This is a genomic window from Streptomyces sp. NPDC003042 (assembly GCF_053591315.1).
Genome location: NZ_JBSFTP010000087.1, coordinates 17,740 through 30,118, shown reverse-complemented (window position 1 = coordinate 30,118; position 12,379 = coordinate 17,740). Strand labels below are relative to the sequence as shown.

Here is a 12,379-nt window from a genome sequence, read left to right as displayed (position 1 = left end):
CGCTGCGCGGTGCCTCCTCCCCGCCCCGCCCTTCCTCCATCCCCCAGACTCCGTCCGGGGGGACCCCCAGCCGGGGCTCCGCCCCGGACCCCGCGCCTCAAACCCCCCCACGACTCCGTCTGGGGATACCCCCTGGCGGGGCTGAAATTGCCCTGCGGGCAATCCAGCCCGGCGGCGCCAGCTGCGCGGCGCGCACCTCAAGGCCACGTCGGCCACATCCAGCCCCGCCGGCGTTTGAGGCAGGGGGCACCCCCAGCGGTAGCTGGGGGAGGGTCTGGGCAGAGCCCGGTGGGCAGCGGCAGCGGCAGCGGCAGCGGCGGCGGTCAGCCTGCCAGGGCCGGGTCCACCACCGTTTCGCCCCGCGAGGCCCGGCGGATGGAGTCCGCCAGGTCCTCGATCGGGCCGTCCCGGAGGACCAGCCCCGCCGCGCCCGCGGCAAGGGCGGCACGCAGGAGCCCTGGCCGCGCCGAGCCCGCAAGGACCAGCACCCGGCATTCCGGGTCCTCGGACAGCAGCACCGGCACGGCGGCGACGTCCTCCACCAGGGCCACCGCCGGCCGGCCCACGGCCGACGGCACCACCTCGATGTCCGGCTGGAGGCCGAGCCGGTAGGCCAGGGCCGGGTTCGAGGGGGTCAGCAGGACCCGTAGGGAGGGGGCAGTCCGGTGCGCAACGGGCATTTCGTCCACCGGTCCAGGCTATCTGACGTGAAGTCAGGAGTCTTCACAACTGCTGGGACGTGCGTTATACATTCCCTCACCGGCTCCTAGAACGCGTTCTAGAACCGGTCCCGCATACGACCTCGGTGCGGCCGACGGTGCGGACGGCCGCACCGAGGTCTTCCACGGCCCCCGTTCTTCCACGACAGGGAGCAGCATCCTCATGCCCATCGATGCCGCCAAGGCCCTCGCCGCAGACCCCCGCCGGGGGGACATCGGCTGGGACCACAAGGACATCCAGCTCTACCACCTCGGCCTCGGCGCCGGTCGCCCCGCCACCGACCCCGACGAGCTGCGCTACACCCTGGAGTCCAAGCTCCACGTCCTGCCCAGCTTCGCGACCGTCGCCGGCGCCGGCATGGCCATGCTGGGCGGCCTCTCCGCACCCGGGATCGACGTGAACCTCGCCGCCGTCCTGCACGGCGGACACTCCATCGAGCTGCACCGGCCCATCCCCGTCAAGGGACAAGCCGTCTCCACCTCCAAGGTCGCCGCCGTGTACGACAAGGGCAAGGCGGCCGTGATCGTGCTGCGCTCCGAGGTCGCGGACGCCGACGGGCCGCTGTGGACGAGCGACGCGCAGCTCTTCGTACGGGGAGAAGGCGGCTTCGGCGGCGAGCGCGGACCCTCCGTCACCTCCGACCTCCCCGCGCGCGCCCCCGACCGGACGGAGGAACGGCGGATCCGCGAGGAGCAGGCGCTGCTCTACCGCCTCTCCGGAGACTGGAACCCCCTGCACGCCGACCCCGAGTTCGCCAAACTGGCCGGCTTCGACCGGCCGATCCTGCACGGCCTGTGCTCGTACGGGATGACCCTGAAGGCCGTCGTGGACACGGCCCTCGGCGGGGACGTCTCCCGGGTCCGCGCCTACCGCACGCGCTTCGCGGGGATCGTCTTCCCCGGCGAGACGCTGCGCATCCGGATGTGGCAGGAGCCCGGCCGCGTCCTGGCGTCGGTGACCGCCGTCGAACGGGACGACGCGCCGGTCCTCGCCGACACCGTCGTCGAACACGCGTAAATCCACAGAAGGAGCCGCACCGTGCGCGCAGCACTGCAGAGCGAGATCGGCCAGGACAAGCTCGAAGTGGTCGACGACATGGAGGCCGTGGGCCTGGGCCCCGGCAAGGTGAAGATCCGCATCAAGGCCACCGGCCTGTGCCACTCCGACCTCTCCGCGATGAGCGGGATCCTGCCGCAGCCGGCCCCCTTCGTCCCCGGCCACGAGGGCTCCGGGGTGATCACCGACGTCGGCGACGGAGTGGCCGGCCATCAGCCGGGCGACCGGGTCCTCGTCTGCTGGCTGCCGCCGTGCGGCCACTGTCCGTCCTGCAAGCGCGGCCAGGGCCACCTGTGCCTGGCCAGTCTCGTCAACGCGGGCACCCCCAACTTCCGGCGCGCCGGCGGCGACATCTTCGGCTTCGCGGCGACCGGCACCTTCGCCGAGGAACTCGTGGTCGACGCCCCGTGCGCCGTCCCCATCCCCGACGACGTGCCCTTCGACATCGCCGCGCTCATCGGCTGCGGAGTCACCACCGGCCTCGGCGCGGCCATCAACACCGCCAAGGTGGAGGCCGGATCGTCGGTCGCCGTCATCGGCTGCGGCGGCGTCGGCATATCCGTCATCCAGGGCGCCAAGGTGCAGGGCGCCGCGCAGATCATCGCCGTCGACCCGGTGGAGTCGCGCCGCGAGGCGGCGCTGCGCTTCGGGGCGACGGAGGCGATCGCACCGGACGCCTTCGACGACGCCAAGAACCGGATCACCGGCGGCGAGGGCTTCGACTACGTCTTCGAGGTGGTCGGCAAGTCCGCCACCGCGCAGACGGCCTACAGGATGACCCGCCGCGGCGGCACCGTGTGCGTGGTCGGCGCGGGCGCGCTCGACGACAACTTCCAGATCGACATGTTCTCGCTGTTCTTCGACGAGAAGAAGATCCTGCCGTCGATGTACGGGGGCGGCGACGTGCTCCGCTCCTACGAGCGCACCATCGCGCTGTGGCGGGCGGGCCGGGTGGACCTGGCAGGCCTGATCACGCACCGGGTGGGGCTCGCCGAGATCAACGACGCCCTCGACCAGATGCGTACGGGTGTGGCCCTGCGCACCTGCATCGAACTCTGACCCGTCTCTCCGAGAGGAACCGTACGGATGTCACTGCCACTTGAGGGGCTCTGCGCCATCGTCACCGGCGCGGGCCGCGGTCTCGGCCGGGCCGAGGCGATCGAGCTCGCCCGGCTCGGCGCGAGCGTCGTCGTCAACGACTTCGGCCGGCCCGGCCGGGACGGCTCGGGTGAAGCCTCGGCAGCCCCGGCGCGGGAAGTGGCCGCGGAGATCCGCGCGGCGGGCGGCCGGGCGGTGGCGCACCTCGGGGACGTGGCCGACTTCGAGCAGGCGCGCGAGCTGGTCGAGCTGGCGGTCAGCAGCTTCGGGAAGCTGGACATCCTGGTCAACAACGCGGGCATCCTGCGGGACCGGATGGTCTTCTCGATGTCGGAGGAGGAATGGGACTCGGTCATCCGGGTCCACCTCAAGGGCCACTTCAACACCACGCACTTCGCGGCGGCGCACTGGCGGGAGCGGTCCAAGGCGGCGGGCGGCCCCGTCTACGGGCGGATCGTCAACACCTCCTCCGAGGCCTTCCTCGGCGGTTCGGCCGGGCAGCCGAACTACGCGGCGGCCAAGGGCGGCATCGTGGGGCTGACGACCTCGACCGCCCTGGCCCTGGCCAAGTACGGGGTGACGGCCAACGCCATCTGCCCGCGCGCCCGCACCCGGATGACGCAGGACGTGTTCGCGGGCTTCCAGGAGCCGGAGGCGGGCAAACTGGACGTCCTCGCCCCCGAGCACGTCTCCCCGCTCGTCGGCTACCTCGCCTCACCGGCCTCGGCGAAGGCCAACGGGCAGCTCTTCGTGGTGCACGGCGGAATCGTGGTCGTGATGGAACGCCCGCGCGTGGCGGCGAAGTTCGACACGAGCAAGGAGGCCTTCTCCTTCGAGGAACTGGACGAACTGCTCACCGCGCACTACGAGACCCGCCCCGCCGGCGAGACCTTCGCGGCGAGCGAGGTCCTCGGCCTCAAGCACGACTGATCCGAGGATCAGCGCAGCGGGGCCTGCTGGAGTGGGATCGGACGGGCGGGCGGGGTCGGTGCGGGATCCAGGCGCACCGGCGGGGGCGGGGCGATCGGCCGGCTCAGGGTCACGATGCCGCAGGGGACCTCGGGGGTGGCGTACGGCAGGCGCAGGCGGCCCTCCGGGGTCCACAGGCCGGTGCCGCCGAGCCAGCCCGTGGGCCCGCCGAGCCGGAAGACGTGCCGGTCGGCCGGGCACCACAGGGCGATCCCGCCCTCCCCGGCCGGGCCCAGGCGCAGCGCGACCCCGCAGGTCTCCGGCATCAGGGCCAGGCCCGGCTGGACCGCGAACGGGGTCGCGTCCGCCAGCCGCAGGCACTCCGGGAAGCGGACCGGCCGGGCACTGCCCAACACCCCCCAGCCGAGCCGCGGTTCGCCCGGGGCGTCCGAGCGGATCAGCAGCAGCCCGCTGTCCGGGGCGGCGAGGACGAGCCGGTCGTCGCTGTCCTCGGCGATCTGGAGCAGCGCGGTGACCTCGCCGCCCCGGCCCAGGTCCACCGCGACGGCCTTGGTCCGGCCGTCCTGCGCGCGGTCCAGCGCCAGCAGCCGGCCCGTACGGTCCAGCCAGACGCCGCCGGAGCAGCGGCCCGGGATCCGGGCGACCCGCCGGGGACCGCCGGCGATCCCGGCCACCTGCCAGACCGTGCTCTCCTCGGGGCCCACCGCCAGGGCGAAGGCGCCGTGTCCGTCGGGGGACGGAGGCAGCAGGGAGATCCGTACGCCCTCCCGCGCTTCCACCGACCCCAGGTGCAGCTCCCCGGTGCTGGGGCCGGACGCGGCGCCGGTCGGGTACAGCAGCGCGAACGCGTGGCGCTCGGCCACCCGCCGGTGGATCAGCACCCGCCCGTCGGTCAGCGGCAGCACCTCGCTGTCCGCCTCCTCGGGCTGCGACAGCGGCAGCGGCACCGCGTACGGCTCGGGCCCGTCCAGGGTCCAGCGCTCCGGATAGCGCGCCTCCCCCTCCCCGGCCAGCCGCGCGGCGTACGCGCCGTCGGCGGAGATCGTGAACGGGGCCGCCGTCGTCGTCCCGATGGCACAGACAGTCATCTGCGGGTCACCTCCGGTGGCGAAGCTAGTTTTCGCACTCCGTGCCGAACAACATGACCTCTCACGCTTCACACGTACGGGTGGCCACGTGACCGTTCACCTGTGACGGAACACGCGATTGTGCTGCATTGTGCTGCCGCAGACCCGGGTCGCCCGCCGCCCGTCGGCCCTGGCCTCCCGCGGCCCATCGGCCGCGAGGCGGTCCTGGCGGGGCCGGTCCGCACGGGCGGTAGCCTTGGCCTGTGCCCCGTCTCTCTGAAGTCATCGCCGCGCTGGACACTCTCTGGCCCCCCTCGCGGGCCGAGCAGTGGGACGCGGTCGGCACGGTCTGCGGCGACCCCGACGCCGAGGTCACCCGGATCCTGTTCGCGGTCGACCCCGTCCAGGAGATCGCCGACGAGGCCCTCACCCTGGGCGCCGACCTGATCGTCACCCACCACCCCCTCTACCTGCGCGGCACCACCACCGTCGAGGCCGGCACCTTCAAGGGCCGCGTCGTGCACACGCTCATCAAGAACGACATCGCGCTGCACGTCGCCCACACCAACGCCGACACCGCCGACCCCGGGGTCTCCGACGCCCTGGCCGGGGCCCTCGACCTGCGCGTCACCGGCCCCCTCGTGCCCGACCCGACCGACCCCGCGGGCCGCCGCGGCCTCGGCCGGATCTGCGAGCTGGACCACCCCGAGACCCTGCGCGAGTTCGCCGCCCGCGCCGCCGCCCGGCTGCCGCACACCGCGCAGGGCATCCGCGCGGCCGGCGACCCGGACGCGCTGATCCACACCGTCGCCGTCAGCGGCGGCTCCGGCGACAGCCTCTTCGAGCAGGTCCGAGCCGCCGGGGTGGACGCCTTCCTCACCGCCGACCTGCGCCACCACCCGGCGTCCGAGGCCCGCGAGCAGAGCCCCCTCGCCCTCGTCGACGCCGCCCACTGGGCCACCGAGTGGCCCTGGTGCGAGCAGGCCGCCGCCCAGCTCGACGCGATCTCCGAGCGCCACGGCTGGGGTCTGCGTACCCACGTCTCGCGCACGGTCACCGACCCGTGGACGGCGCACGCGCCGTCCGTCACCTCCCCTTCTCTCCCTGGAGCCCCCAACTGAACGCCGAGCCCGCCGACCAGATCCGACTTCTCGACGTCCAGGCCCTGGACGTGCGGCTCTCCCAGCTCACCCACAAGCGCAAGTCGCTGCCCGAGCACGCCGAGGTCGACTCCCTGACCAGTGACCTCACCCAGCAGCGCGACCTGCTCGTCGCCGCTCAGACGCAGGCCAGCGACGCCGCCCGCGAGCAGACCAAGGCCGAGCAGGACGTCGACCAGGTGCGCCAGCGCGCGGCCCGCGACCAGAAGCGACTGGACACCGGCGTGGGCATCTCGGCCCGCGACGTGGCCAACCTCCAGAGCGAGGTCATCTCCCTCGCCAAGCGCCAGGGTGACCTGGAGGACGTGGTCCTGGAGGTCATGGAGCGCCTGGAGGCCGCGCAGGAGCGCGTCACCGGGATCACCGAGCGCGTCGCCGCCCTCGAATCCAAGCTGGCCGACGCCACCGCGCGCCGTGACGCCGCCACCGGTGAGATCGACACCGAGGTCGCCAAGATCGCCAAGGACCGCGAGATCATCGTCGCCTCCATGCCGGCCGACCTGATGGCGCTGTACGAGAAGATCCGCGTCAAGCAGGGCGGGGTCGGCGCCGCGCGCCTCTACCAGCGCCGCTGCGAGGGCTGCCGGCTGGAGCTCGACATGGCCGAGATCAACGAGATCAAGGCCGCCGCCCGCAACCAGGTCGTCCGGCACGACAGCTGCGGCCGCATCCTGGTCCGTACGGCGGACTCGGGCGTCTGATGCCGCGTTTCGTCGTGGAGGCCGACGGCGGATCCCGGGGCAACCCCGGGCCCGCCGGCTACGGCGCGGTGGTCCTCGACCCGGTGACGGGCGAGACCCTGGCCGAGCGCGCCGAGTACATCGGCGTCGCGACGAACAACGTCGCCGAGTACAAGGGCCTCATCGCGGGCCTGAAGGCGGCGCGCGAGCTGGCGCCGGACGCGATGGTCCGCGTCCGGATGGACTCCAAGCTCGTCGTGGAGCAGATGTCCGGCCGCTGGAAGATCAAGCACCCGGACATGAAGCCGCTCGCCGCCGAAGCCGCCACGATCCTCCCGCGCGCACAGGTGACGTACGAGTGGATCCCGCGCGAGCAGAACAAGCACGCGGACCGGCTGGCCAACGAGGCCATGGACGCGGGCAAGCGCGGCCGGCAGTGGGAACCGGCCAACTCCACGGCCTTTGCCCTGGCCGGACGTTCCGGTGACGATGTGGCCCTGGCCGGGCCTCCCGGGGACGCGGTGAAGGGGGCCGCGGCCGTACGGGCGGCCCTTGCCGCGGCCTCCGGCGGTGGTGCGGGGGCAGACGCGGCCGAGGCCGCGGCCTCCGGCGGTGGTACGAGGGACGGCGTGGCCGAGGCCGCGTCGGTCCGGGCGGCGACGCGCGCCGCCTCCGCCGCCGTACCGGCGGCCCCCGACACGCTGTTCGCGGAGCCGGACCTGGTCCCGGCGGCCGACCGCGGCACATCGGCTGACGCCGACACGGCCGGTCTGGCCGGTGCCCCCGGCGCCGGACCTCGGCGCGCGGCAGGGTCCGGCTCGGCCGGTGCCCCCGGCGCTGCCCCCGGCGCCGGTTCGGCAGGACAGGACATCCTGGCCGGTGCCCCGGCCGCCGCCCCCGTCGGGGGTACGGGCTGGGGCCCCGACATGGGGACGCCCGCCACCTTCGTGCTGCTGCGGCACGGCGAGACCGCCCTGACGCCGCAGAAGCGCTTCTCCGGCAGCGGTGGCTCCGATCCCGAGCTGTCCCCGGCCGGACGCCGCCAGGCCGCGGCCGTCGCCGAGGCACTGGCCGCGCGGGGGACCGTACAGGCCGTGGTCAGCTCCCCGTTGCTGCGCTGCCGCGAGACGGCCCACGCCGTCGCGGACCGCCTCGGGCTGCCGGTCACCGTCGAACAGGGCCTGCGCGAGACGGACTTCGGGGCCTGGGAGGGCCTGACCTTCGCCGAGGTACGGGAACGCTTCCCGGACGACCTCCAGGCGTGGCTGGACTCCCCGAAGGCGGCCCCCACGGGCGGCGGCGAGAGCTTCACCGCCGTCACCCGCCGGGTCTCGGCCGCCCGCGACCGGCTGCTCGCCGTGTACGCGGGCCGCACGGTGCTGGTCGTCACGCACGTGACCCCGGTCAAGACGCTGGTCCGGCTCGCGCTGGGCGCCCCACCGGAGTCGCTGTTCAAGATGGAGCTCTCCGCGGCCTCCCTGTCGGCGGTGGCCTACTACGCCGACGGCAACGCCTCGGTCCGCCTCCTGAACGACACCTCGCACCTGCGCTGACACGGACATACGGAAGGACCCCCGCCGGTGGGCGGGGGTCCTTCCGTCGTGTGTGACGGCAGACGAGCCGGCCTGTACGCCGGGTTCTGTCGCCCGGAGACCTCGCGGTCGCCGGGGAGACGGCCATCCATCTAGGACCGGCGTTGCCGCCGGTCTCGTGCGGTCTACCCGCGAACATCGGGCGGGCAGCCCTCGAGCGTTCGCGCAGACCCGTCCGGGGACGGATCCTCTTGACCTTGCTCCGGGTGGGGTTTACCTAGCCGCCTGAGTCACCCCAGGCGCTGGTGGTCTCTTACACCACCGTTTCACCCTTACCGAGGACCGAAGTCCCCGGCGGTCTGTTTTCTGTGGCACTGTCCCGCGGGTCACCCCGGGTGGGCGTTACCCACCACCCTGCCCTGTGGAGCCCGGACGTTCCTCGGCGGGATCCGAAGATCCCGACGCGGCCGCCCGGCCGACTCGTCTGTCGTGACGACCATGCTACCGGCTGTCCGAGGCGGCTTGGCCTTGACGCTTGACCTTGACGCAGCGGCAGGGTTTCTACTGAGGAGCATGCGCATCGGAGAGATCGCCGCCCTCGTCGGGGTCACCACCCGGGCGATCCGGCACTACCACCACATCGGGCTGCTCCCGGAACCGGAGCGGCGCCCCAACCGTTACCGGGCTTACACCGTACGCGACGCCGTCCTGCTGGCCCGCGTACGCCGGCTCACGGAGCTCGGGCTGAGCCTCGACGAGGTGCGCGACGTCCTCGCGGACGACGCCGGGCGCGAGCTGGCCGACGTACTCGAAGAGCTCGACGCCGACCTCGCCCGGCAGGAGGCCGAGCTGGCCGAGCGCAGGCGGCGGCTCGCCGCGCTGCTCGCGGCCGGGCCCGGGGACGGCGAGCCCGTCCCGCCCGCGCTCGCCGCGCTGCTGGCCCAGCCGCCGGCGACGCGTTCGCCCGCCGCCGCCAAGGACCGCGAGCACCTCACGCTGCTCGACGCGTCAGGGCGGGGCGGCGAGGAGATCTACGCCCTGCTCGGCCCGCTGGCCGCCGATCCCGCCGTGCTCGCGCTCTACGAGCGGCTGGACGAGCTGGCCGACGCCCCGGTCGACGACCCGCGGATCGCACCGCTCGCCGCCGCGCTGGTGGAGGCCGTGCCCGAGGAGGTCTTCGCCGCGATCCCGGCCGAGGGCGTGGTCGTGGCCGGGTTCAAGGAGGCGCTGCTCGCCGAGTACGCCCCCGCACAGGCGGAAGTCGTACGCAGGGTCATGGAGGCGTTCATGGAGAGGGGCCGGGGATGAGCGGGAACGGGGTACGGGCGGCGCGGAGGGTGGCCGCCGCCGTCATACCGGCCGAACTGCTGCTCGTGGTCTGCGTGGCGGCCGGGGTGCGCCCGCCCGGGTGGGCGTTGACCGCCGCCGAGGCGCTCGTCCTCGCGGTGCTCCTGCTGGAGGCCTGGGTACTGCGTTCCCTGTACGCCGCCCAGCTGGCCGGCGGGGCGCGGCCCGGGGAGGCCCTGGGCGCGGCCGTGCGGGCCGTGGTCCCCGTACAGGTGCGGCGGCTGCTGGCGCACGAGCTGCGCGCCACGGCCTCGCTCGGGTGGTGGGTGGTGCGCAGGAAGCACGGCGTGCGCCCCGGTGACCTGGCCGCCGGGTACACCGGGCCGCAGACGGCGATCATGTACGCGATGCTGTTCGTGTCGGTGATCGAGACGGTCGCGCTGGCCTACCTCATCCCCTGGCCGGCCGTGCACCGGGTGGTCCTGGTGCTCGACGTCTACGGGATCGCGCTGGTGCTGGCCCTGCACGCCGCCTGCGTGACCCGGCCGCACGTGGTGCGGCCCGACGGGTCGCTGCGGCTGCGCTACGGGGCCCTGTTCGACCTCACCGTGCCGCCGGACGCGGTGGCCTCGGTGCGGGTGGACCGCCGCTACCCGCAGGGTCGGCTGGTCACGGTGTCGCAGGAGGGCGTGCTCGACCTGATCGTGGGCAGCCAGACCTCCGTGACCGTGGAGCTGAACCGTCCGCTGTCCTTCCGCCGGCCGCTCGGCGCCCGCGCGCAGGCCCGCACGATCCGCTTCCACGCCGACGACCCCCGGGCACTGGTGACCGCACTGCGGCAACCCGCACCGTTCCTAGCCAGTGAGCATGAGTGAGTCCTGGACCCACTGGTACTTGCTGGGCGCATCCCGAACGGTTTTGGATGCACTGGGTCCCCGCGTTCTCGTCCCGCTCGGCGTCGGATCTCCGTGGAGCCGGTCCGTTGCGGGTGGGCGGTTTCCGTCACGCCTTCGGGTGCCCGGTGCGGCCTGGATGGTCCGATGCCCGTAGCGATCGCTCTGGTCGCTGCGGGGCGGTGCCGTCCGACGCCGGATCGGGTGCCCGAGGGCGCGTCGCCCGATCGCGATGCCTGCGGCATCGTGTCGGGAGATTCTGCGGCGTGGGGTGGCCAGAGGTTTCTGCCAGTTCTGGCCTCCCCACTGGGAGGTGTAGGCGGGATCGACCGCGACGATCGCCAGGCCGTGCTCGGCGGCCATGGACACGAGCCGGGCCTTGAGCTTGCCGGTCGGGATGCCGGAGATGAGCTGCCGGAACCGTTTCCTGCGGCCGTGTTTCTCGCGGGTCTTCTCGGCGGTGAAGTCGAGGTCTTCGATGGCGATGGCCTTGACGCCTGCTTGCCTGGCCCAGTGCAGCAACCGTGTGAGGGCGTGCCGGATCTGCGCGTCGCGGTGATCGGCGGTGCCGGACAGGTCGTAGAAGAACCGGTGCGGCTGGCCGATCGGGTTGCCGTGTGGGTCGAGCTGGTAGGCGGCGAAGTGGTCGGCGTTGGTGTCGACACCGACCATGCCGTTCGCGCGGGCCGCGGCGAGCGGGATGGTCTGGACCGTGGGGCGTTGCCAGGACGCGGTCAGGTACCAGCGCCCGCGCTGGGCGTCCAGGTGGATGCGGTAGGCGACGGCCCGGTTCGCTCCGATGCGGTCGGCCCATTCTTCGCCCCGGTGCGCGAACGCGATACGGGAGGTCAGGACGTACCGGCCGTGGCCGGTGTTCGCCAGGTGTGCGAGCGGGGCGGGCAGTTTGATCGACACCTCGCCGTCGGGCGTGACGCGGATCGTCTCGTTCCCGAGCCGCTTCCCCGACTCGCCGTCGGCGGCGATGAACCACCGCTCGGCTTCCCACTGGGCCCGCCACTGATCTTCGGCAAGCTGGGCTTGGGCCAGATTGTGTCGGGTGTTCGCGAGACGCTTCCCGCCCCGCACCACTCGCACCCGGCCGGCCCGCCAGTCGGCGACTGCGGCAGCATGGCGGGTCTCCAGTGCCGCCAGACGCCGGGATTTGTGGAACCACTCGCTCTTCGAGCGGTAGCCGCCCGCAGCCCGCTTCGAACCCTTCTCCCCGATGGGGAGGGACAGGCGGTGCCGCAGTGTGCGGATGCCGGCGTCCAGGTTCTTGATGTGCGCGAGCTGACCGCGCCGGGCGAGCGCCCACTGATCGTGCGTGGCCTTGGTGATCGCCCCGGCGATCCGCGACGACGACTCCCTTGTCAGCTCCCGCTTGCGCGCCGCCCACGTGGTGGTGCTGTGATCGTGAGCGTCCGCACACCGCTGCTTGAGATCGCGGGACGCGAGCGTGCCCTGATGCCCGCCGACAGCGCGGAGGACCTTCTCGTCCTCACCACTCAAATGCTTGAGGCGGTCGCGTACCGCCACGCCGGACGGGCCGAGCACCACAAACGGAGGGGCGATCGAGCGCAGCTTCTTCGGCTCAGCCATCGCCGGCCGCCACCTTCAGGGCTCTTTGCGCCCGGTCCTGCGCGGAGTGGCGTCCGTACAAGCGGGCACAGAACATTTCCGGTGCGGTATTGGCGTCCACGTGCACAAGAATCGTGCGCGGCCCCACCCGCTCAGCCAGGACCGGCAAATTACCCTCGCGGAACCGGGGATACGCGGTCTGCGGATGCAGACCCTGCGCCTTCGCCCACTCCTTGAGGTTCATACGCCCGACCGTAACAACACTCATAAAAACGCACGATCACTCACAAGAGTGAGCAGACCGGCAACCCGCACCCCCGTGACGGGCTGCCGCACTGCGTGGGGACTCTCCGGGGGGACGAGGAGTCGTACGCCCGA

General features: G+C 73.0%; 12 protein-coding genes and 1 other RNA gene. 8 read left to right on the top strand and 5 right to left on the bottom strand.

The window, feature by feature from the left end:
- Positions 1 to 323: 323 nt before the first annotated feature.
- Complete coding sequence (locus ACWDYJ_RS30765; protein ID WP_451568873.1) at positions 324 to 680, bottom strand: DNA-binding response regulator; 357 nt, start codon at positions 678 to 680, stop codon at positions 324 to 326.
- Positions 681 to 882: 202 nt separating this feature from the next.
- On the opposite strand from ACWDYJ_RS30765, the gene ACWDYJ_RS30760 reads away from it, so the two are divergent.
- Genes ACWDYJ_RS30760 through ACWDYJ_RS30750 form a run of 3 tightly spaced genes read left to right on the top strand, consistent with a single transcriptional unit; the run spans position 883 to position 3,804 of the window.
- Positions 883 to 1,737: a MaoC/PaaZ C-terminal domain-containing protein gene (locus ACWDYJ_RS30760; RefSeq protein WP_451568871.1), complete on the top strand. Its 855-nt coding sequence runs from the start codon at positions 883 to 885 to the stop codon at positions 1,735 to 1,737.
- Between the two features lie 21 nt (positions 1,738 to 1,758).
- A complete protein-coding gene (locus ACWDYJ_RS30755) occupies positions 1,759 to 2,835 on the top strand; it encodes a Zn-dependent alcohol dehydrogenase (RefSeq protein WP_451568870.1) in 1,077 nt (358 codons plus the stop codon).
- Between the two features lie 27 nt (positions 2,836 to 2,862).
- A complete protein-coding gene (locus tag ACWDYJ_RS30750) occupies positions 2,863 to 3,804 on the top strand; it encodes a 3-oxoacyl-ACP reductase (RefSeq protein WP_451568869.1) in 942 nt (313 codons plus the stop codon).
- An 8-nt stretch (positions 3,805 to 3,812) separates the two neighbouring features.
- Here the strand turns inward: ACWDYJ_RS30750 and ACWDYJ_RS30745 are convergent, their stop codons facing one another.
- On the bottom strand, positions 3,813 to 4,892 hold the full coding sequence (locus tag ACWDYJ_RS30745; protein ID WP_451568868.1) for a hypothetical protein: 1,080 nt from the start codon (positions 4,890 to 4,892) through the stop codon (positions 3,813 to 3,815).
- A gap of 242 nt (positions 4,893 to 5,134) precedes the next feature.
- Here ACWDYJ_RS30745 and ACWDYJ_RS30740 point away from each other — a divergent pair, with 242 nt between their 5' ends.
- From ACWDYJ_RS30740 to ACWDYJ_RS30730, 3 genes are read left to right on the top strand one after another with little or no spacing between them, the layout of a single operon-like run.
- Positions 5,135 to 5,992 (top strand): Nif3-like dinuclear metal center hexameric protein, encoded by an 858-nt coding sequence (locus tag ACWDYJ_RS30740; RefSeq protein WP_451568867.1) that lies wholly within the window; start codon positions 5,135 to 5,137, stop codon positions 5,990 to 5,992.
- Complete coding sequence (locus ACWDYJ_RS30735) at positions 5,989 to 6,732, top strand: zinc ribbon domain-containing protein (protein WP_451568872.1); 744 nt, start codon at positions 5,989 to 5,991, stop codon at positions 6,730 to 6,732. Before ACWDYJ_RS30740 ends, ACWDYJ_RS30735 begins: the two co-directional genes overlap by 4 nt.
- A complete protein-coding gene (locus tag ACWDYJ_RS30730) occupies positions 6,732 to 8,264 on the top strand; it encodes a bifunctional RNase H/acid phosphatase (protein WP_451568866.1) in 1,533 nt (510 codons plus the stop codon). The genes ACWDYJ_RS30735 and ACWDYJ_RS30730 overlap by 1 nt, the downstream gene beginning before the upstream one ends.
- A 59-nt stretch (positions 8,265 to 8,323) precedes the next feature.
- Here the strand turns inward: ACWDYJ_RS30730 and rnpB are convergent.
- Positions 8,324 to 8,726: RNase P RNA component class A (gene rnpB, locus ACWDYJ_RS30725), an RNA gene on the bottom strand.
- Positions 8,727 to 8,816: 90 nt separating this feature from the next.
- Here rnpB and ACWDYJ_RS30720 point away from each other — a divergent pair.
- Complete coding sequence (locus tag ACWDYJ_RS30720; RefSeq protein WP_451568865.1) at positions 8,817 to 9,551, top strand: MerR family transcriptional regulator; 735 nt, start codon at positions 8,817 to 8,819, stop codon at positions 9,549 to 9,551.
- Positions 9,548 to 10,405, top strand: a complete 858-nt coding sequence (locus ACWDYJ_RS30715) for a hypothetical protein (RefSeq protein WP_451568864.1) — start codon at positions 9,548 to 9,550, stop codon at positions 10,403 to 10,405. The genes ACWDYJ_RS30720 and ACWDYJ_RS30715 overlap by 4 nt, the downstream gene beginning before the upstream one ends.
- Here ACWDYJ_RS30715 and ACWDYJ_RS30710 read toward each other — a convergent pair.
- Both ACWDYJ_RS30710 and ACWDYJ_RS30705 read right to left on the bottom strand, forming a co-directional pair.
- Positions 10,385 to 12,022, bottom strand: a complete 1,638-nt coding sequence (locus ACWDYJ_RS30710; RefSeq protein WP_451568863.1) for an IS200/IS605 family accessory protein TnpB-related protein — start codon at positions 12,020 to 12,022, stop codon at positions 10,385 to 10,387. The genes ACWDYJ_RS30715 and ACWDYJ_RS30710 overlap by 21 nt on opposite strands.
- Positions 12,015 to 12,245, bottom strand: coding sequence for a hypothetical protein (locus ACWDYJ_RS30705; protein WP_451568862.1), 231 nt, complete (start codon positions 12,243 to 12,245; stop codon positions 12,015 to 12,017). Before ACWDYJ_RS30705 ends, ACWDYJ_RS30710 begins: the two co-directional genes overlap by 8 nt.
- Between the last annotated feature and the right edge of the window lie 134 nt (positions 12,246 to 12,379).